The organism is Methanococcoides methylutens, assembly GCF_000765475.1.
Classification (GTDB): domain Archaea; phylum Halobacteriota; class Methanosarcinia; order Methanosarcinales; family Methanosarcinaceae; genus Methanococcoides; species Methanococcoides methylutens.
Genome location: NZ_JRHO01000005.1, coordinates 15,305 through 33,655, shown reverse-complemented (window position 1 = coordinate 33,655; position 18,351 = coordinate 15,305). Strand labels below are relative to the sequence as shown.

At 43.4% G+C, this 18,351-nt stretch carries 26 protein-coding genes; 6 read left to right on the top strand and 20 right to left on the bottom strand.

Annotation, left to right across the window (positions count from 1 at the left end):
• Window position 1 precedes the first annotated feature (1 nt).
• The 10 genes from LI82_RS01505 to LI82_RS01460 form a co-directional block, all read right to left on the bottom strand.
• Entirely contained in the window at window positions 2-190 is a 189-nt protein-coding gene (locus LI82_RS01505; protein WP_048193213.1) for a DNA-directed RNA polymerase subunit N, read from the bottom strand.
• Between the two features lie 14 nt (window positions 191-204).
• The gene (locus LI82_RS01500; RefSeq protein WP_048193212.1) at window positions 205-609 is read right to left on the bottom strand and encodes a 30S ribosomal protein S9; all 405 of its coding nucleotides are present in this window, start codon (window positions 607-609) and stop codon (window positions 205-207) included.
• Window positions 610-622: 13 nt separating this feature from the next.
• Complete coding sequence (locus LI82_RS01495) at window positions 623-1,042, bottom strand: 50S ribosomal protein L13 (RefSeq protein ID WP_048193211.1); 420 nt, start codon at window positions 1,040-1,042, stop codon at window positions 623-625.
• Between the two features lie 10 nt (window positions 1,043-1,052).
• On the bottom strand, window positions 1,053-1,433 hold the full coding sequence (locus LI82_RS01490) for a 50S ribosomal protein L18e (RefSeq protein WP_048193210.1): 381 nt from the start codon (window positions 1,431-1,433) through the stop codon (window positions 1,053-1,055).
• Between the two features lie 135 nt (window positions 1,434-1,568).
• Window positions 1,569-2,042, bottom strand: a complete 474-nt coding sequence (locus LI82_RS01485) for a DUF2240 family protein (protein WP_048193209.1) — start codon at window positions 2,040-2,042, stop codon at window positions 1,569-1,571.
• Window positions 2,042-2,524, bottom strand: coding sequence for a hypothetical protein (locus tag LI82_RS01480; protein WP_048193208.1), 483 nt, complete (start codon window positions 2,522-2,524; stop codon window positions 2,042-2,044). Before LI82_RS01480 ends, LI82_RS01485 begins: the two co-directional genes overlap by 1 nt.
• 73 nt (window positions 2,525-2,597) lie before the next feature.
• Window positions 2,598-4,169, bottom strand: coding sequence for a phosphoglycerate dehydrogenase (serA, locus tag LI82_RS01475; protein ID WP_048193207.1), 1,572 nt, complete (start codon window positions 4,167-4,169; stop codon window positions 2,598-2,600).
• 239 nt (window positions 4,170-4,408) lie between these two features.
• A complete protein-coding gene (locus tag LI82_RS01470) occupies window positions 4,409-4,684 on the bottom strand; it encodes a ferredoxin-thioredoxin reductase catalytic domain-containing protein (RefSeq protein ID WP_048193206.1) in 276 nt (91 codons plus the stop codon).
• Between the two features lie 66 nt (window positions 4,685-4,750).
• On the bottom strand, window positions 4,751-5,965 hold the full coding sequence (locus LI82_RS01465) for an FprA family A-type flavoprotein (RefSeq protein ID WP_048193205.1): 1,215 nt from the start codon (window positions 5,963-5,965) through the stop codon (window positions 4,751-4,753).
• A gap of 27 nt (window positions 5,966-5,992) precedes the next feature.
• Window positions 5,993-6,451: a ferritin family protein gene (locus LI82_RS01460; RefSeq protein ID WP_236622639.1), complete on the bottom strand. Its 459-nt coding sequence runs from the start codon at window positions 6,449-6,451 to the stop codon at window positions 5,993-5,995.
• Window positions 6,452-6,789: 338 nt separating this feature from the next.
• On the opposite strand from LI82_RS01460, the gene LI82_RS01455 reads away from it, so the two are divergent.
• Window positions 6,790-7,893 (top strand): inositol-3-phosphate synthase, encoded by a 1,104-nt coding sequence (locus LI82_RS01455; RefSeq protein ID WP_048193203.1) that lies wholly within the window; start codon window positions 6,790-6,792, stop codon window positions 7,891-7,893.
• An 8-nt stretch (window positions 7,894-7,901) separates the two neighbouring features.
• The gene (locus LI82_RS01450; RefSeq protein ID WP_048193202.1) at window positions 7,902-8,729 is read left to right on the top strand and encodes a DUF429 domain-containing protein; all 828 of its coding nucleotides are present in this window, start codon (window positions 7,902-7,904) and stop codon (window positions 8,727-8,729) included.
• Between the two features lie 106 nt (window positions 8,730-8,835).
• Here LI82_RS01450 and afpA read toward each other — a convergent pair whose 3' ends face one another.
• The 8 genes from afpA to LI82_RS01410 form a co-directional block, all read right to left on the bottom strand.
• The gene (gene afpA, locus LI82_RS01445) at window positions 8,836-9,381 is read right to left on the bottom strand and encodes an archaeoflavoprotein AfpA (RefSeq protein ID WP_048193201.1); all 546 of its coding nucleotides are present in this window, start codon (window positions 9,379-9,381) and stop codon (window positions 8,836-8,838) included.
• 15 nt (window positions 9,382-9,396) lie between these two features.
• Entirely contained in the window at window positions 9,397-9,969 is a 573-nt protein-coding gene (gene rbr, locus LI82_RS01440) for a rubrerythrin (RefSeq protein WP_048193200.1), read from the bottom strand.
• Window positions 9,970-10,020: 51 nt separating this feature from the next.
• The gene (locus LI82_RS01435; protein ID WP_048193199.1) at window positions 10,021-10,719 is read right to left on the bottom strand and encodes a ferredoxin--NADP reductase; all 699 of its coding nucleotides are present in this window, start codon (window positions 10,717-10,719) and stop codon (window positions 10,021-10,023) included.
• Window positions 10,720-11,334 (bottom strand): flavodoxin family protein, encoded by a 615-nt coding sequence (locus LI82_RS01430; protein WP_394297407.1) that lies wholly within the window; start codon window positions 11,332-11,334, stop codon window positions 10,720-10,722.
• 31 nt (window positions 11,335-11,365) lie between these two features.
• On the bottom strand, window positions 11,366-12,709 hold the full coding sequence (locus tag LI82_RS01425; protein ID WP_236622637.1) for a cytochrome c family protein: 1,344 nt from the start codon (window positions 12,707-12,709) through the stop codon (window positions 11,366-11,368).
• Window positions 12,710-12,907: 198 nt separating this feature from the next.
• Window positions 12,908-13,255 carry a carboxymuconolactone decarboxylase family protein gene (locus LI82_RS01420; protein ID WP_048193196.1) on the bottom strand — a complete coding sequence of 116 codons (348 nt, stop codon included), beginning with the start codon at window positions 13,253-13,255 and terminating at the stop codon, window positions 12,908-12,910.
• A 43-nt stretch (window positions 13,256-13,298) separates the two neighbouring features.
• Window positions 13,299-13,517, bottom strand: a complete 219-nt coding sequence (locus tag LI82_RS01415; RefSeq protein WP_048193195.1) for a DUF2180 family protein — start codon at window positions 13,515-13,517, stop codon at window positions 13,299-13,301.
• A gap of 9 nt (window positions 13,518-13,526) precedes the next feature.
• The gene (locus tag LI82_RS01410) at window positions 13,527-13,763 is read right to left on the bottom strand and encodes a DUF2180 family protein (protein ID WP_048193194.1); all 237 of its coding nucleotides are present in this window, start codon (window positions 13,761-13,763) and stop codon (window positions 13,527-13,529) included.
• 510 nt (window positions 13,764-14,273) lie between these two features.
• On the opposite strand from LI82_RS01410, the gene mer reads away from it, so the two are divergent.
• From mer to LI82_RS01395, 3 genes are read left to right on the top strand one after another with little or no spacing between them, the layout of a single operon-like run.
• On the top strand, window positions 14,274-15,260 hold the full coding sequence (gene mer / locus LI82_RS01405) for a 5,10-methylenetetrahydromethanopterin reductase (protein WP_048193193.1): 987 nt from the start codon (window positions 14,274-14,276) through the stop codon (window positions 15,258-15,260).
• Window positions 15,260-16,297, top strand: coding sequence for a F420H2 dehydrogenase subunit FpoF (gene fpoF / locus LI82_RS01400; protein ID WP_048193192.1), 1,038 nt, complete (start codon window positions 15,260-15,262; stop codon window positions 16,295-16,297). The genes mer and fpoF overlap by 1 nt, the downstream gene beginning before the upstream one ends.
• A 12-nt stretch (window positions 16,298-16,309) precedes the next feature.
• A complete protein-coding gene (locus tag LI82_RS01395) occupies window positions 16,310-16,834 on the top strand; it encodes a nicotinamide-nucleotide adenylyltransferase (protein ID WP_048193191.1) in 525 nt (174 codons plus the stop codon).
• Window positions 16,835-16,909: 75 nt separating this feature from the next.
• Here LI82_RS01395 and LI82_RS01390 read toward each other — a convergent pair whose 3' ends face one another.
• Complete coding sequence (locus LI82_RS01390; protein WP_048193190.1) at window positions 16,910-17,374, bottom strand: OB-fold protein; 465 nt, start codon at window positions 17,372-17,374, stop codon at window positions 16,910-16,912.
• A 201-nt stretch (window positions 17,375-17,575) separates the two neighbouring features.
• Between LI82_RS01390 and LI82_RS01385 the strand changes: the two genes are divergently transcribed.
• A complete protein-coding gene (locus tag LI82_RS01385; protein ID WP_048193189.1) occupies window positions 17,576-17,773 on the top strand; it encodes a hypothetical protein in 198 nt (65 codons plus the stop codon).
• Window positions 17,774-17,785: 12 nt separating this feature from the next.
• Here the strand turns inward: LI82_RS01385 and LI82_RS01380 are convergent, their stop codons facing one another.
• On the bottom strand, window positions 17,786-18,331 hold the full coding sequence (locus tag LI82_RS01380; protein WP_048193188.1) for an adenylate kinase family protein: 546 nt from the start codon (window positions 18,329-18,331) through the stop codon (window positions 17,786-17,788).
• Between the last annotated feature and the right edge of the window lie 20 nt (window positions 18,332-18,351).

Here is an 18,351-nt window from a genome sequence, read left to right as displayed (position 1 = left end):
TTCACTGATACGGAGCCATTATATCCACAAGGTTGACGTGTGCGAGGAACATACGCCTGCAACAGTATCTTGTGAAATTAAGATCATCAAGTACAACTGCAGGATCTTCTCCATCCTTCACCCGCCTGGTATACTCTTCCCAGCTTCCTGCAATTACTTTTCCACATGTGAAACAGCGAACTGGAATCATTGTAACTACCTACCTTACCTGTAAGATTTCTGATATTTAGCACGAGCGCCAGGTCCACCGAACTTCTTGGTCTCTTTCTGTCTGGAATCGTTGACCAGAAGGTTCCTGTCGTATGCCATAAAAGCATCCCTTAGGTCGGTGTCGTTGGTCCACTCAACAATACCTCTTGCGATAGCAGTCCTGATCGCATTTGCCTGACCAATGATTCCGCCTCCACTTACCTTAACATCAATGTCAAGGCTGGAAACTGCATCTCCTGCCAGCATAAGAGGTTCGATGATCTTAAGTTTTGCAAATTCAGGTTCATAGATCTCAACAGGTTTCTTGTTGACCCTTGCCTTACCTGTACCTGCAGAAACTGTTGCACGTGCAATTGCAGTCTTGTTCTTACCTGATGAATTGACAACTTTAGTAGACATGAATAAATCTCCCTTAGAATTTTGATCCTAATTTGCGGCTAAGATCACCAATGGTCACATACTTGTTAGAACTCAAACGTGTCATGTTTGCTCCATCGACAGTTGTAAGTTCTGCTTCCTCGAACTCAGTAGGGATCCCTACATAGATCTTAAGGTTAGCCATTGCCTCCTTGCCCCTTGTACGCTTGTATGGAAGCATTCCCCTGACAGTCCTCTTGAGGATCCTGTCTGGTCTCTTTGGGAAGTAAGGACCGAATTCACGTGTGCCCATGTTCCTGATCTCATCATACTCTTCAAAGGTTGTTATCTTTGAACCAGAGATCACAGCATTCTCAGCATTTACAATTGCGATCTTCTCACCTGCAAGCAGTCTCTTTGCAACGTTACTTGCAAGTCTGCCCATAATTAAACCATTTGCATCGATTACCGTCATTTGAAACACCTCACTTCAAGATCCTGATACCAGAACCTGCTGGATTTTCTTCCAGAACCTGTTCAATGGTAATGCATTTTCCGCCTGCACTTGTGATCTTATCAACAGCAGTTGTGCTGAAACTCAATGCTGCAACAGTTACAGCGTGTCCCAGTACACCGGCACCCAGTACTTTACCAGGAATCATTACCAGTTCGTTCTCTGCTGCACACCTGTTGATCTTGCTCAGATTTACCTCAGCATAGTTCCTGTTAGGTTTCTCGAGCCTCTTTGCCATATCTTTCCAGATAGGTGCGTCGTTGTCACGTGCTGAGTCTTTTAGCACTGCGATTAACGATGGAATCCTTGGATTGGTTTTCCTTGAGATTTTAGCTTGTGTTTTTTTTCCCATAATGTCCCTCCGCAAGATTTTCTTACTCACGCATTTCTGCGTTCGAACATCTTTGAAGATGTATTAGTTAATAATTAACTGGAGTTGCACATAATTATATTAATAGTACATAAAGATTATGCGAAAACATGAATATCATTGTTGATCGGAAATACCTGATACTCTTTGATAGACTACATCAAAAAGGTCTCCGACATCACATCCCATTTCATGAGCCACCAGCAAAGCTGCTACTTCCGCATCAATAAGCCCTGCCAGAGAATCCTGTTTGATATTTATGCGTGAAGCAACATCCCTTTTATCCATATCGCTATTTGTAATGAGAAGATCCATTATCCTCTCAATATTGCCTTTTTCCCGAAAGAGATCTTCAGATGGTTTGAACCCTGCAGGAATATACACTGCATCAGCATCCATGTTCAGCACAAGTTCGCCATTTTCAAATTTCAGGATCGAAGACATGATAGCCTGATCCCTCACCTTTGATGCCTGTGCAGGAGACATCCATTTAAGGTCAAAGGACAATGCAAATTCAAAATCCTTTATAGAAAGAGAAGATGCAGCATTCTTCTTGAAAGGTGAAGCCACTACGAAGCCAAATTCATCCATCATGCACCACGTCGAAGTTCATCTATGATCGTATCTGCCACCCGACCACATTCCGTGCGCTCCTGACCATCTATGTGGTTGACCCTCAAGGTAAGTACCTCAGACTCAAGAATAGCACGCACAAGATACACATCGCTCCTTAGAGGCACACGATTATATTTTCCATCAAGATAACTATAGGAGAGTGTCATCCTGAAATCAATGATACCTTCAGGTTCGATGGTATCGACAACAGAATCTACGTTCTCATAGTTAAGAGGAGCAAAATCCATACTGTTCATCGCGACCTCAACACCGATCTCTCTTTTTGCCTGAATACGATGGCCTTTCTTGGTGGCGGATTCTGTCACGAACATTCCAAATTTACCATCCATGCCTGCCATGACCTTCACAAAAAAAGGCAGGTCTGAATAGTAACGGTGCTTCTGCTCGAACTGGACCTCCCTGTGAGGGAATCGGTGGTATACGCGCTTTCTCATCATATGTGATCAATACTCCCATTTGATCCGAAAATAATACATGGGCATATTAACCCATGCATTGGTGACATATAAATTAAAGTGTCACAAGTGTTGCATCAAGTATGCCGTCAATTCCACGAATCTCATCAAGGACATTCTCTGAAACCTCAGTGTCCACATTAAGTGCCATGATAGTCTGTCCGCCAACCTCTACGCGTCCGACCTGCATGCCGGAAATATTGATGCCATTATCGCCAAGGACCATACAGCATGGACCAATAACATTCGGACGGTTGATGTGATTTGAAACGATCATGAAACCTTTTGGAACCAGATCTACATGCTGACCATTGATCGTTATGATCTTCGGTTCGCCACCCACTACAGCACCGGTAACAGACCTGGAATTGGAATCCTGGAAAAGCTTGATACTAATAGTAGAAGCATATTCATCAGATGTCTCAGACTTGCTTTCCATGACCTCAATGTCCCTGCCCTTTGCAAGAGCCGGTGCATTGACATAGTTCACAGTAGAGCCTAATGCTACCTCAAGAACACCTTTTACAGCTGCAACGGTCACAGCCCTTGTATCCTTTTCAGAGATCTCGCCTTTATAGGATATCTCAATCTTGTCATAATTAGTATCCAGAAGCTGTGCCACTGCACTTCCCAGAGTTTCAGCAAGACCGATATATGGAGCTAGTACAGCCATTACTTCCGGTTTGACAGCAGGAATATTAATAGTATTTCGGGCAGATCCGCCGTTTAGGACAGATATTATCTCCTCAGCAACAGAAACCGCAACATTGACCTGAGCCTCTTCAGTGGAAGCACCCAGGTGAGGCGTCACGATCACATTATCAAGACCAATGAAAGGACAGTCAAATGGCGGTTCACTGGTAAACACATCGATCGCAGCACCTGTGATCTTGCCTGCTTTAAGTGCATCAGCAAGAGCTTCTTCGTTAATTATACCACCACGAGCACAATTTATCACCCTTGAGGAGCTCTTCATCATATCGAACTGAGCAGTATCAAGGATATTACGTGTCTCTTTTGTAAGTGGTGTGTGAACAGTGATGAAGTCCGCCCTCTTTGCAATATCATCAACAGTGGTAAGCTCAACTCCCATAGCCTTTGCACGATCCTCTGTAATGAAAGGATCATATGCAAGAATATCCATCTCCATGCCCTGTGCACGTTTTGCAACTTCAGCACCAATGCGGCCAAGACCTATAACTCCAAGTGTCTTGCCATTGACCTCGACACCCATGAAGTTCTTGCGCTCCCATTTCTTTGCTTTAAGGGAAGCATTTGCCTGAGGGATGTTCCTGGCCATGGACATCATCATAGCAATGGTGTGTTCTGCTGCTGAAAGCATGTTACCTTCAGGTGCATTTACAACAATGATCCCTTTTTCAGTTGCAGCATCAATGTCAATATTATCTACACCAACGCCGGCTCTTCCGACGATCTTAAGGTTGTCTGCAGCTTCGATCACCCTTCTTGTTACCTGGGTACCGCTGCGGATCACAAGAGCGTCAAAATCAACGATCTTCTCTACAAGTTCATCTTCTGAAAGACCTGTTGAAACATCGACGTCAAAATGTTCCTGAAGTTTTGAAACTCCTTCCTCTGATAATGAATCACTTACCAATACTTTCATTTTTTGTATCTCCGGATATGATCAATGATCTATGATATTAATATGGACACTAATGACTGTTTATGTCTGTCCAATAATGGTGAACTGTGTCCTACATCTATCATAAAACACATCCTTCTAAATATAGCTAACTATCCTATAGAACAATTAAAATGAGATCATTGTAAGAACATTCCCCTATTCAAAAATGACCATAAAAAAATAAGAATAAATAAGGTTTAAAAGGACCAGAAGGTCCTTTATTTGATATACAGACCACAGCGACATGCACCGCGTGTCTCTACATCACGACTTCTGGCAGCACATGGACAGATGATCTTCTTGTCCTTTTCAACATCCCCGGACCTCTTCTGGCAGAAACAGTAATATTCACCGAATTGGCGCTTGTTGTTGCAGATGCCTTTTACAGCAGTTGTAATGACATCATAATCAGTATTCAAATGATATCCGGTTGCTTCTGCATTCCTCTTTGACTTCTGGTAGAATTCTTCTTCAAGTTCACCTTCAAATTTCATATTTAATCACTTCCTTTTATTAATTCAGTTTTAATATATTCAAGTAGAGCTTCATTTGATAAATAGTCAGCTAGATTTTTTCAATGCAAGTTCTGCAAGTCGGATACCAAGTTCCCTGCAAGCTTTAATATCATCTTCATAAGGCCTGTATTTGACCTGCAGGCCGGGTTCTATTATATCAAAACCAGATGCCTTTAACGTTTCCTCCACACCTTTTACCGCACCGCCACCCCAGCCATATGAACCAAATGCAACAGCACTTTTATCTTTAGGACGAAGGCCCTTCATATACGTCAGGAAACCTGATACCGTAAAGAACATAGTACTATGCATAGTAGGAGATCCAAGAGCAATTACAGGAGAGAACATAAGATCCTTTAACATCATGCTCCAGTCATTCTTGCGCAAATGGAAAAGCTTGGCTTCGACGCCGCCTTCCCGAACGCCCTCGACAATTTCCTTTGCCATTATCTCAGTACTATTCCACATAGTATCATAAATGACCAGTACTTTTGGAACTACTTCCCTTTTTGCCCAGCTCAGATAAGCATCAACAATGCACGAAGGATCCTCCCTCCAGATCACACCGTGCGATGGTGCGATCATATCAAATTCAAGACCAAGATCCGCGACCTTCTCAGCATACTTTATGACCTTTGATCCAAATGGCATCAGGATATTAGCATAGTAAATAGCAGCATCCTCAATAGCACCGCCCTCAACTTCATCCTCGAATCTTACAGATGTAGCAAGATGCTGTCCGAAAGCATCGTTAGAGAACAATATCTTATCTTCCTTCAGGTAGGTCTGCATACTATCCGGCCAATGCAACATCGGAGTTTCAATGAACATCAGGGTACGAGAGCCAATATTAAGCTCATAGCCAGTATCTACAACTTCAAAGTCCCAGTTCCTGCATCCACCTGCCTCATAATATTCGTTCAAACCGACCTTGCCATGCTTTGTGCAGAAAAGCTTAGCATCCTTTGCAAGCTCCATGATCGCAGGCAGACCACTTGAATGGTCCATCTCCACGTGATTAGAGATCACATAATCGATCTTAGAAGGATTAACGATCCTGCGTATCCTTTCGATCATTTCAGGAGCAAATTCTGCCTTCACAGTATCTATAAGTGTTATCTTTTCATCGACGACAAGATAAGCATTATAGGTACCACCTTTAGGAGTTGCATACCCATGGAAGTCACGCAGGTTCCAGTCAACGACCCCTACCCAGTAGATGCCTTTTGCGATCTCAAGATTTTCATCTTTCGGATCCATGAAATAACCTCTATAATACTTCAAAGATTATGTCTGCATCCTGAAACCGGTAATCGCACCAAGCAAACCGTCGATCAGGTCGTAATGGCCCCTTTCAACTGCCGCAAGCTTTTCAAAGAAATCACGTTGAACAGCATCCGAAGATACACTTGAAAGCATCAGGTAAAGGTCTTCGGTCTTTCGCTCAAGTCTCATGGCAGCCAGCATTACACCAACCTCACCAAGCTTCTCACCAGTGAACTCTGAAGCAAATGCTTCCTTGAAATCAGGCATATCAGACTCTTCATCAATTGAAAGGTCTTCACCTTTCAGATAGCTTTGCAGATATTTAGCATGCTTCTTCTCTTCTTCTGCAAGGTAGATGAACATATCTTTGGCAGCAGGATCCGTAGTAGCTTCTGCAAACTCCAGATAAAAATCTCTGCCCTGATCCTCAAAAGATATTCCCAGCTTCACTGCATCTTCAACGGAACCTATATTACCCACATTCGGGAATTCGTTTGCTACGTCCTGAATAATACCATCTCCTTTTGTTTTATATTACCAAAGAAATAACAGGCATATTTTGACACCTGCGTTTGTTTCCCCATCAGTACAGAAATAAAGTTTCCCAAAAAATAAACGGCTTTCACGACTTAAAAACTTTTCTGAAAGCGGAAAGCAGCATAAAGATAAAGGCAGGAAGATAAATAAAGCTACATTTACCCCCAAGAAGTCGTCTTTGTTAGAAACCTTTTTATTTGACTGTAAACATTAGGACATTGCATAACGATTAATATATTTTATAGCATCAATATCGTTCACTTTAGCTAAGAGGAAGTGTTATGGACAAAATAAAAATCGCAATCGCAGGAATCGGTAACTGCGCAAGTTCACTGATCCAGGGTCTTGAGTACTACAAAGAAAAAGCGGAAAAAGATGCGATAGGACTAATGCATTGGGATGTTGGCGGGTACAGACCTTTTGATATTGAAGTAGTAGCAGCATTCGACATTGATGAGAGAAAGGTTGGAGAAGATGTTGCAGATGCTATTTTTGCAGCCCCTAACTGCACAACGGTCTTTTGTCCCGATGTGCCCAAGACCGGCGTAAAGGTCACAATGGGAAACATCAAGGATGGCGTCTCCGAACACATGGTGAACTATGAAGATGACTACAGATTCATCCCATCCTCCAAAAAAGAATCTACAGACGAGGAGATAGTCTCCGTATTAAAGGAATCCGGCGCAGAGATCCTTTTGAATTTCCTCCCAGTTGGTTCTGAAATTGCAACTCGTTTCTATGCACAATGTGCACTGGATGCTGGTGTTGCTTTTATCAACAACATGCCAATATTCATCGCAAGTAATCCTGAATGGGCACAAAAGTTCGAAGAAAAAGGAATCCCGATCATAGGGGACGACATTAAAGCACAACTTGGAGCCACCATTACACACCGAACCCTTGCAGATCTTTTCAGGAAGAGAGGAGTTAAGGTTGAGAGAACATACCAACTTAACACAGGCGGCAACACAGACTTCCTCAACATGCTCAACAGGGACAGGCTTTCTTCCAAGAAGACATCAAAGACAGAAGCTGTGCAGTCAGTACTTGCCGAGAGACTGGAAGATCACAATATCCACGTCGGACCAAGTGACTATGTTCCATGGCAGCAGGACAACAAACTATGCTTCCTCAGAATGGAAGGCAAGCTTTTCGGCGATGTGCCAATGAACCTCGAACTCCGCCTTTCAGTGGAAGATTCACCCAATTCTGCAGGAGTTGTCATTGATGCGATCCGCTGCTGCAAGATAGCATTGGACAGAGGAACAGGAGGAATCCTTTACTCCCCAGCTTCATATTTCATGAAGCACCCACCAAAGCAGTTCACTGATGATGATGCATATCGCATGACAAACGAATTTATCGAAGGCACAAGGGAAAATTAAAACTCCCAATGCCCTCATCCCCTGCCAACCCGAAAACCCTTGTTTATGGGGTAGACTTCAGCGGATCAAAGACCGCATGTAAGAAGATATGGGTCAGCAGAGGAACAATACATAACAAAACACTTCACATCAACAGTTGTTGCCCGATCTCCAACCTGATGACCAATGATATCAGGAAGGAAAGGGACAACTGCCTTTCTTTTCTCCGAGACCTCATTTCAATCGAAACAGAGGCCATCTTCGGCCTTGATCTTTCACTGGGCCTCCCCCAAGCAATGATCAATTACCAAAGTTGGGAAAGCTCGATACTGAACTTTTCAAAAAGTTACAACTCCCCTGAAGACTTTCGTAATAAATGTCGTAATACCATGGGAAATAAAGAAGTCAAGCGTAAAACTGAAATTCAGAAAAAAGCTCCATTTTGTGTTTACAACCTCAGGCTTTACAGGCAGACATACTACGGCATCAGATACATACTGGAACCATTGCTAAAGAAAAAGGCTGCCCGTATAATACCAATGCAAGAACAAGTTGCTGGCAAGGCTTCAGTGATAGAGATATGCCCGGCATGTACACTCAAGAGAAATGGCATTTACATACCTTACAAAGGAAAGGACAACAGGGAACTCGAAAACCGCCGAATCATACTATCCACCATAAAGACATGGAAAATAGAACTTGAAGAGGAAGTCACAAAAGCGACCCTTGAGGACACGGAAGGTGATGCCCTGGACAGTATACTTGCAGCATATGCAGCTTATCGTGCACTGCAGAAGATGGAAAGTAGCACACCCTTAGAAGAAGAATACATTTCAGAAGGGATGATCTACGACTAACAGACTTTTGAAAAGATACCAATGAAAATAGCTTTGCTTAGATCAGATAAATTAGATCAATAAAAAAGAGGAGGAATATTCCTCCAGAATGAACCAAACTAAGAACTTACTCTTTATCCAGACCCACAAGAGCATAGAGGTCTTCGGGTTTCTCAAGCAGTGTGATATTCTCCATCTGTGAGAGCTTTTCCGAATTGGACACATCAACCTCGCGCATCTTAAGCGTCATTTTCCGCCCATTCGGCGCATAAGTTTCCACAGATCCTCTTTTCTGATCAACTGCCAGAATATAGATCGGAGTATCACCCTTGGCAGTTTGAGCAACTACATTGGTTACCAGAGTGTCAGCAATACCATAGACGATCTTGGCAACACTATTCGCCGTAGTCGGTGCGATGATAAGAGCATCATAATGACCTACCTGAAGAGGACCGGCAATAAATGGTGAGTTAGGACCCGCATCGGTCTTAAAGTTCGGGAAATCCCTCTGAATATCGTCCCACATGCGATACCATTTCATTACAGTCTCCCCTTCCTTTGAAAGGAATACCATAAAATCGATATCAGTACGTTCTTTAATATCACGCATTACCTGATATGTCTCAACGATCTGGTCACCTGAACCTGTAATCCCCCATGCTATACGTTTCATATTATAACCTCATGATCAATAGTTCTCAGCCTTTATCTCGAAATAGTCCTGTGGATGTGCACATGCAGGACATTCCTCAGGAGGTTCGGGACCTTCATGAATATATCCGCAATTTCGACACCTCCATGCAACAGTGCCATCTTTCCTGAAGACCATTTCGTGATCAATATTGGCAGCAAGTTTCCGGTAGCGATCTTCATGACCTTTCTCTGCAATAGCTATGTGCCTGAACACATCTGCGATCTCGAGGAAGCCTTCCTTTTCAGCCACTTCCGCGAACTCCGGATACATTGTTGTGTGTTCGTAGTTCTCACCTTGTGCAGCAGATTCAAGATTTGCTCTTGTGTCAGAGATCATACCTGCAGGATAGGAAGCAGTGATTTCTACCTCGCCCCCTTCAAGGAACTTGAAGAGTCTTTTTGCATGCTCTTTCTCATTATCAGCAGTTTCAGAAAAGATAGCAGAGATCTGCTGATATCCTGCCTTTCTCGCAACTGATGCAAAGTAAGTATATCGATTCCTTGCCTGTGATTCACCTGCAAAGGCCTTCAACAGGTTCTTTTCGGTTTTACTACCTTTTAATTCCATATTGCATACCTCATTTCATCATAATTCGAACAAATAATTTATAAATATGCCTCAGAGTCCCACAAGTGCTTCCTTCTTGATCTGTTCTTTAGGCACATTCATATTAAGTAGCAATTCTTCCGTTGCTTTCATCATCGCCGGAGGACCACAAACATAGAGAACGCGTTCCATGAAATCAGGAATATAATCCATGATAATAGTATCACAGATTCGCCCCCTACACCCGGGCCAGTCGTCTTCTGCACGTGTCAGAGTATGCACGACTTTTAGGTTGGCATTTTTATTGTCCATTTCCTCCAGTTCGTCCCTGAATGCAATATCTTCAGCTTTTTTATTGCTACTCAGAATAATAATATCTGTATCCGATCTTGTATCACTGCAATACCTGCAGATACTGATCATCGGAGTAATACCAATGCCACCACTGATAAGGGCGATCTTTTCGAACTCACCTTCGAATGTGAACCTGCCATATGGACCATTAATAGATACAACATCACCAACATCCATAGCATCAAGCTCATTAGAGAACTCATGCCCTGTTAGCTTCTTTGTGAATTCCAGGAAACCCTTTTCTGTCGGACTGCTTGATATTGTGAAAGGCTTGCGCTGGATCTGTCCATTTACAGGGATGCTTACAAAAAAATACTGCCCTGCTTTATAATCGAAACCTTCAGGTCTTTCGAGCCTGAAGCTTTTGACATCATGCGTCTGCTTTATAATTTCAGTAATAGGTGCTTCAAATTCCATTTATTTGTCCTCCACAGATGCATTCTTTACCATCTGAGCGGTCTGGATCAGTTTGCGAACGGTCTTTCGCATACTTCTTAAGCCTTCATCGTCTGATTCCACGCCCTCAGCACCTTTGTCCTGTGACCAGAAAGTACCTCCAAGATTAGAACCAAAGGAACCACCAGATACAGGAAGCATCTCACTGATAATATAGAAATTGTGGATGGCCTGCAAAGCCGGCTCCTGTCCACCTACGCGATCGCCACCATCAGCCATGCCTGCTCCAACCTTATTCATGAAAACCTTAGGATCACGGGCAACCACCGCACGGCATCTGTCCATCATAACTTTCGTCTGCCCGCTAAGAGTTCCCTGGTAAACAGGAGTGCCTATTATCCAGGCATCCGCCCACTCCATCTTATCATAGAGTTCAAGCATGTCGTCCTTATGGATGCAACCCTGTTTGGTTCGAACGCAATGGTCACAATGGATACAGAACTTCAGGTCCTTTCCTTTTGCAGAGAAATATTCAGTTTCCACATCATATTTCTCCTCAGCAAATTCCAAAGCCGCCCTGACCATGCGATCTGTTGCCTTCTTTCGAGGACTTCCGGATATTCCAAGCAGTTTTATTACATTACCAGGTATGTTAATTCCTCCAACGTTATTTTTTGGTCCTGTAGATACCGACCGCTGCGATCAAAGATATTACGAGCAAGAGACCAGTGAAACCCGGCGTTCCATTAGAGGGAACATCAGCCTCACCATTGATGGAACCATAAGCTTCGCTCATATCGATCACAGGTACATCGTAAGTACCTTCACCAAATAGTTCATCTACCATATCCTGCGATGCAGAACGATATAATAACTTTGCTTCAACAAGTATAGGATCCACAGCATCTTCGGGCATTACGAAAGAATGAGATTCAACTGCAGTTTCTTTTGGAAGGATCCTGTTATCAGAAACAATGGATTCGGCTTCCCACAATTTATCAGTTATTTGTCCATCGGCATCAGCAAGAACGGTATGATATATCACCGCATCTTCGATCGATCCTTCTGAGTTGAGCTGACCTGAACGGTACAATTCCTTGCCTTCAGCATCGGTAACGGAAACTGCCAGCCACATCTGCCGAACCTCGGTTATCCCTGTTGGAAGCTTATGCCCTGCTCCGGAATTGGTGATCGAGACATCGAACATGACCGTTTCTCCCGAAATTGCCTCTTCAGGAGCTGAAACTTCAAGTTTTGCAGCCTGCTGGAGTCTTTCCACAGCCTTTTCACCATATTGTCCATCGCTAAGTTCACCCAGCATGAAGGAATTTGCTCCGACGATATCATGCAGAGAAATGTGATCCCTCTTTGGAGCACTGGATGCGGATCTTCCGGGATTTGCCTCAAATTGTGTTATTCCGGGACTCATGTGACAGTCCTGGCATGCGACCTCATCCTCAGCATACTGACTGTCTGCCCAGGAAGTATACGTATCATCAAGAGGAAGCCCATTGAAAGGACTGTTCACATTGTGACACATTCCACAATATTCAGCATCTGTGTAGAACTCATTGAACTCGGACTCATGGGCAGCAGAAGGCGCATCGTCATGCGGACCCCACTTTATTTCCCCGGGAGTTGAAACAAATGCACCATCACCGACAGCCCCTTCGGGAACAGTATGACAGAAATCACACTGGACACCTTCTAACGCTACATCACTTGCCATGGAACCATCGATCGGAGGCACCTCACCACTCATCACACCGATCGGTGTATGGCAGCGTGAACAGAACTCATCGGTCTGCCCGCCGGTCCCTTCGCCTGCCATCTGCAGCTCTGCCTGATAAAGAGGATCGGTATAGGCATAGGCATGCATGCTCCCCTGCCACTGACTTCGTATTATAGCATGACAGTTGGCACATTTGGAATGACTGTCGAAGTCGTCCGAATCAAGTTCACCAAAACCGGTGGGTTCTGCTGCAACAGCAGTACCCGTAGCCAGCAACACGAAAGATGCAAAAAGTAACAGGATCGAACAATAGTGAATAGACCTTATACGAAATCCTCCTCGACACATTATATTAACATACAATTGAAAGAAATGATTGAAAGAGGGACAATCCTTAAGAAAAGAGGAACGCAGGGAAAGTATGCGATCCTTTGTTGGATTGTACCCTTCAGCATCCCAAATAACTGGAAGATTGTCTTACTTTAGTAACTTCAGTGCATCACGGCATGCTGCAATAGCAGGTGCACCTGATGTGATGGAAATCACTTCCATTACTTCCATGATCTCTTCTTTTGTTGCCCCGTGCTTTAATGCACTTTTCATCTGTGCCACAGTACATGACTCACATTGCTTGGATGCTACTACCGCAAGAGCCATTAATATCTTCACCTTTGCCGGAAGGGCACCATCGGACAGGATCTTGTGATCACATCTGGTGTATTTCCTGACAAAGTGAGGATCTATGGCATCCAATGTTTCAAGTATCTGAGGCGTAAAGCCCATCTTTTCCCCGATACTTTCAATTACTTCCCTACTTTCACTCATTTTCGTTCACTCCCTTTATGATTATAGAAATATAATAATGATCTCAGTCGAATCCATCCTCTATCGTATTGCTCAAGCAATAGTTGCACATGATCCTTGGAAGAGAATTGTGCAGGTGTTTGACATTAGGTGGATTCCCAACAGAGACTGGAAGAGGAAGTTCTTTTGAATGGTCCATACAAAGGCCTTTTCCACATACGATACAAACGGCCACAGCTTCCGTGTCCTTGCCTTCTTCCATACAGTCATAACATTTCATCATGTAATCACCTCACTTATTCTCCACCAAAGCTCCATGGCATGACATGCACAAGATCTTGAGCAATGGTTGCATATCCTTTAGTTTACAGGACTCACCAATGCATTTGAGCTTGATGTCAAATTCACCATCCCAGTCTGGTATTTTCTCACGCTTAAGATGGTCCTTACAAACCCCTTCACCACATACGATACAGATACCTACGGCATCTGTGTCTTTTCCGTTCTTTGCACATTCATAGCATTTCATTCGATCACCGGATTCTTTTTCGAAAAGGTGCTTTTTAATATTGTTCCAACGGCTATACTGCACAGGATATTTTTCCGAAAGGCAACAAAAATACAGAAAGGAACAATGATCTCAGAGTATATTAAGAGGAAACAGTTTTACAGCTACCTGAAAATATACTTCGTCAATACAATTTCCAAATGTATTGAAAGATAACCCCGGAAAGTCCCTGGAATCACATTAAATGGATTCGTTCTTACTCTTAAAAATACGTTAGATGAATATTTATGCATATCGGTATTTTCACAAAGGACTGCCAGAAAGCTACAGGCAAAAGAAAGGACACACTTGAAAACGGTCTTATTCCTAAAATATAAACAAATTACTATAAATTATATCTGATTTTGGAAAAACGTCGTACAAACAGATATTAAGCTTAGCATAAATAATAACCAGACGTTCGGGATAAACCAATAAGGTTTTAATATATGCATGTAATCCTGAATAGCATTATTAAATTGGAGGATTTAAATGACATTCGGAATAGAATTCGTGCCAAATGATCCAGTGCTTAAGATCGCACACTACGCAAAGCTCGCAGAACAGCAGGGATTTGACAATGTGTGGATCACAGACCACTACAACAACCGTGATGTTTACTCAACACTGGCAGTTCTTGCCATGAACACAAACAGCATTAAGCTCGGTACCGGCGTTACAAACCCCTACACAAGGAATGCAGCAATCACAGCTTCCAGTATCGGTGCTATTAACGAGATATCCGGCGGACGTGCAATCTTAGGTCTCGGCCCTGGTGACAAGGCAACCTTCGACGCAATGGGAATCTCCTGGGACAAGCCATTAACAACCACAAAGGAGAACATTTCCGCACTTCGTTCCTTCTTCGCAGGCGAAAAGGTCACAATGGACGGCGACATGGTCCAGTTCGGTGGCGCAAAGCTGGCATTCAAGACCGGAGACGTACCTATATACATGGGTGCACAGGGTCCAAAGATGCTCGAGCTCGCAGGAGAGGTCGCAGACGGTGTATTGATCAACGCATCACACCCAAAGGACTTTGAAGTAGCAGTCAAGCAGATCGCATCTGGTGCACAGAAAGCAGGCAGAGATCCAAAGGAAGTAGATGTTGCAGCATATGCATGCTTCTCTATCGACAAGGATGCTGCAAAGGCAAAGAGCGCAGCAAAGATCGTTGTAGCTTTCATCGTTGCAGGTTCACCTGACATGGTCCTCGAGCGCCACGGCATTGATGTCGCTTCAAAAGCAGACATCGGCGGAGCAATCGCAAAGGGCGACTTCGGAGCACTCATGGGTGACATGGTCACAAATGACATGATGGATGCATTCTCTATCTCCGGCACACCAGATGACTGTAAAGCAAGGATCAATGAATTGCTTGACATCGGTGTAACTCAGATTGTAGCAGGTTCACCAATCGGACCAAACAAAGAAAAAGCAATCAAACTCATCGGAAAGGAGATCATCGGAGGAAACTGATGGTCCATCCGAAAATAATGGACGTCATCGAGCATGACGTCTGTACCGCTTGTGGGGCATGCGTATCAGCATGTCCTGCCGGTGCAATAGTAATGGGAGAGAAAGCTGCAGAGATCCGGGATCCGGACAATCTTTCGCTTTACTCACATGGTGCTGCACCAAATGTATGTGAGGGTTGCCTTACATGCAGCAGGATCTGCCCGGTTGTAGACGGTTACTTCGAAGATGAATTTGCAAACGTTCGAAGCTTCCTCGCTGCAAAGAGCAACATTGCCGGTCAGGACGGTGGTGTTACTTCCGCTATTGCTCGGTCACTCCTAAGACAGGGTGAAATCGACTGTGTTGTCGGAATCACTAGAAACGAAAAATGGGAAACCGAACTTGAACTTTTCACTAGTCCAGATGATGTTGAAAAGGCAAAAGGTACCAAGTATACCTATGATTCAGTTCTTTCTATGCTCAGAGATCCATTCAGTGAGTATGAAAAGATCGCTGTGATCGGTGTACCATGCCAGGCACACGGTGCTAGACTTATTTCAGAAAATGTCAATGACAAGATTGTTCTTATCGTAGGTTTACTTTGCATGGAAAGTTTCTATGGCGATGTAATGACAGATAAGATCATACCAGAGATCATGGGCGTAAAAGCTGAAGATGTTGTCAAGATGGATTTCGGTAAAGGTAAATTCTGGGCATACACCAAAGATGGTGAAGAGCACAGCGTAAAAATCGCAGAGGTTGCCCCACATGCAAGAAACCCATGCCACCACTGCAATGACTACACATCAGTCTTTGCTGACATCGCCGTCGGTTCAGTAGGTACCCCAGATGGCTGGAACTGTGTGCTTCTCCGCACCGATGCAGGTGAGAAGTATTTCAAGATGGTCGAAAGTGAACTCGAGTTCATGGAAGATCCAAAGCCGGGAATCAGCCTCATTGAAAAACTGGCAACAATGAAGCACAACAACAACTCTGAACACTACAAAGAAGTGTACGAAAAGTTCACATTCGAATGCGAAGGTGCTCCATTCCGTTGAAGTTACTGTAACATGGATATGAAAAGGGCATTTTACATTGGGCGCTTCCAGCCATTTCATCTTGGCCACTACTCTGTGATAACAAGCATTGCAAAAGAGGTCGATGAGCTGATAATAGGAATAGGAAGTGCCCAAAGAACCCACGAATCAAATAACCCGTTCACAGCAGGTGAGCGAGTTATGATGATACGACATGCCCTGGAAGATATCGATGTTCATTTTTATGCTTTACCTATTGATGACATACAGCAGAATCCAATATGGGTTTCATACGTAACATCAAGAACCCCTCCTTTTGACACAGCTTACACCAACAATCCTCTTGTCATCGAACTTTTTGAAGAAGCAGGAATAAGTGTAAAGCAACCACCAATGTACCACAGGGAACAACATTCCGGTACAGAGATTCGCAGGCGCATGCTTGCAGATGAAGAATGGAAACATCTTGTCCCCGATGCTGTTGCCGACGTTATCGATGAGATCGACGGAGTAAGGCGCCTAAAACGCGTATCCGGAACTGATGGTTTTGATTACTGATTAAAAGAGATTTCTTTTATCAAAAAAGACATGTGGTGAACAATGTCACCATCATGATATTTAATACTTTTTAAATTATTCAGATACAATCGAAGCTTCTTCCACCCAGAAGCCACCGCCGCCATCCCGGTAGCGAGTGATCCTTCCAACATAGGTGATCTCCTGACCTTTTATGAGATTGGATGCAGCATCATTCTGATCAGCCTTGAAAGTAACAGCTGCATCTGAAAGAGAATCAGGACAATGACGCACCTGTGCAGTATATGACTTCCCATTATTGGTAACTGCATATATAGTGCCGGTCCACTGAACAAAGTTGCCTTTGTATTCTTCATTTACAAGAGCTGCAATTTCATCATCAGAGATATCAGGATCACAATAGACAACACCAAGGTCATCAAACGATGTACTGATAACATCTACACCGAGATCTACAGCTATTTCTGAAACTTCCTCAGGATTTTCTTTCGAATCGGAACAACCCGATACCACCAGTATAGCCATTAAAAGTAAAATAATTCCTATCTTTGCGAATTTCATAAAAATCCTCCTTTTGATATATATAACTGAAATGATTGAAAAGTATATCAATTTTTGTCTTAAGAAGAGAGTTATTTTACTACACTAAGTGTTGTTTTGTACACATTTATGACAGTCAAATATATCAGCGGACACTAACATATAATTTATGATGATAGGAGAATCACATTTTTCATCAGACAAGCTAAAAGAGATCACAAAATGACAGCAACAAAAGGAAAAGCTCCGGTATTCTGTGAAAAATACTGCCCTGTTTGCAGATCTGCAAGAGCGGGAAGTAGCATAGGCAAAGCACTTCAAAAAATTGAATTGAAGATCGTTGGAAAAAACGGCTGCATATGGGGGAAAGCTAGAACGGAATATTATGGCGTTACACCCGACAAACCAATCCCAAAATAAAGCATTACAATTTTAAAAGATATCTTCACTCCAGTCGAACGAACCTGGCTTGTATTGAGAGTAAACAAGAGTATCATCGCCTGAAAGGATACCGGAGATTATCGTTTCAACATCCTCGACAACATCACCAGCATTTCTGCCAGTGGTATCTACCTCATAGACCAGCTGACACCATTCCACAGATTCCACAAGGATCACATCAAGACCTTCAGCCTCAACATTCTCCTGCACTTTGGCATCAGAATAATTACGAGCTTCCAGACGTTTCTTAAGTTCAGAAGGAGCAGTTCGCAACACTATCACAATGTCAGCAATGTAGTGTGACATGTGGCTGTCAAGTATAGTCACAACTTCATCATCACCCACAAGTTCACACACACGAGAGAGCACCCTATCCATATCAGCTACAACAGTATCCCGTGCCTCGTCGACCTCACTGTAAAGATGTTCATTCTTGATAAGGTCGTTCATGTGTATAACACGATATCCACGACCCTCAAGTATCCTGCAAACAGAGGTTTTACCTGTACCAGGAGTTCCGGTAAGTCCGATGATCATGCATATTCACATGCTGCCAA

What these genes read in the sequence shown, in the direction of transcription:
- serA (WP_048193207.1), bottom strand. Translation starts at nt 4,169, where the DNA reads ATGAAAGTATTGGTAAGTGATTCATTATCAGAGGAAGGAGTTTCAAAA.
- LI82_RS01450 (WP_048193202.1), top strand. Translation starts at nt 7,902, where the DNA reads ATGCCCTCATCCCCTGCCAACCCGAAAACCCTTGTTTATGGGGTAGAC.
- LI82_RS01505 (WP_048193213.1), bottom strand. Translation starts at nt 190, where the DNA reads ATGATTCCAGTTCGCTGTTTCACATGTGGAAAAGTAATTGCAGGAAGC.
- LI82_RS01470 (WP_048193206.1), bottom strand. Translation starts at nt 4,684, where the DNA reads ATGAAATTTGAAGGTGAACTTGAAGAAGAATTCTACCAGAAGTCAAAG.
- LI82_RS01480 (WP_048193208.1), bottom strand. Translation starts at nt 2,524, where the DNA reads ATGATGAGAAAGCGCGTATACCACCGATTCCCTCACAGGGAGGTCCAG.
- LI82_RS01465 (WP_048193205.1), bottom strand. Translation starts at nt 5,965, where the DNA reads ATGGATCCGAAAGATGAAAATCTTGAGATCGCAAAAGGCATCTACTGG.
- LI82_RS01410 (WP_048193194.1), bottom strand. Translation starts at nt 13,763, where the DNA reads ATGAAATGCTATGAATGTGCAAAGAACGGAAAAGACACAGATGCCGTA.
- LI82_RS01495 (WP_048193211.1), bottom strand. Translation starts at nt 1,042, where the DNA reads ATGACGGTAATCGATGCAAATGGTTTAATTATGGGCAGACTTGCAAGT.
- LI82_RS01500 (WP_048193212.1), bottom strand. Translation starts at nt 609, where the DNA reads ATGTCTACTAAAGTTGTCAATTCATCAGGTAAGAACAAGACTGCAATT.
- LI82_RS01490 (WP_048193210.1), bottom strand. Translation starts at nt 1,433, where the DNA reads ATGGGAAAAAAAACACAAGCTAAAATCTCAAGGAAAACCAATCCAAGG.
- LI82_RS01435 (WP_048193199.1), bottom strand. Translation starts at nt 10,719, where the DNA reads ATGGAATTTGAAGCACCTATTACTGAAATTATAAAGCAGACGCATGAT.
- LI82_RS01485 (WP_048193209.1), bottom strand. Translation starts at nt 2,042, where the DNA reads ATGGATGAATTTGGCTTCGTAGTGGCTTCACCTTTCAAGAAGAATGCT.
- LI82_RS01455 (WP_048193203.1), top strand. Translation starts at nt 6,790, where the DNA reads ATGGACAAAATAAAAATCGCAATCGCAGGAATCGGTAACTGCGCAAGT.
- LI82_RS01415 (WP_048193195.1), bottom strand. Translation starts at nt 13,517, where the DNA reads ATGATGAAATGTTATGACTGTATGGAAGAAGGCAAGGACACGGAAGCT.
- LI82_RS01390 (WP_048193190.1), bottom strand. Translation starts at nt 17,374, where the DNA reads ATGAAATTCGCAAAGATAGGAATTATTTTACTTTTAATGGCTATACTG.
- rbr (WP_048193200.1), bottom strand. Translation starts at nt 9,969, where the DNA reads ATGGAATTAAAAGGTAGTAAAACCGAAAAGAACCTGTTGAAGGCCTTT.
- LI82_RS01380 (WP_048193188.1), bottom strand. Translation starts at nt 18,331, where the DNA reads ATGATCATCGGACTTACCGGAACTCCTGGTACAGGTAAAACCTCTGTT.
- afpA (WP_048193201.1), bottom strand. Translation starts at nt 9,381, where the DNA reads ATGAAACGTATAGCATGGGGGATTACAGGTTCAGGTGACCAGATCGTT.
- LI82_RS01395 (WP_048193191.1), top strand. Translation starts at nt 16,310, where the DNA reads ATGGATATGAAAAGGGCATTTTACATTGGGCGCTTCCAGCCATTTCAT.
- LI82_RS01385 (WP_048193189.1), top strand. Translation starts at nt 17,576, where the DNA reads ATGACAGCAACAAAAGGAAAAGCTCCGGTATTCTGTGAAAAATACTGC.
- mer (WP_048193193.1), top strand. Translation starts at nt 14,274, where the DNA reads ATGACATTCGGAATAGAATTCGTGCCAAATGATCCAGTGCTTAAGATC.
- fpoF (WP_048193192.1), top strand. Translation starts at nt 15,260, where the DNA reads ATGGTCCATCCGAAAATAATGGACGTCATCGAGCATGACGTCTGTACC.
- LI82_RS01420 (WP_048193196.1), bottom strand. Translation starts at nt 13,255, where the DNA reads ATGAGTGAAAGTAGGGAAGTAATTGAAAGTATCGGGGAAAAGATGGGC.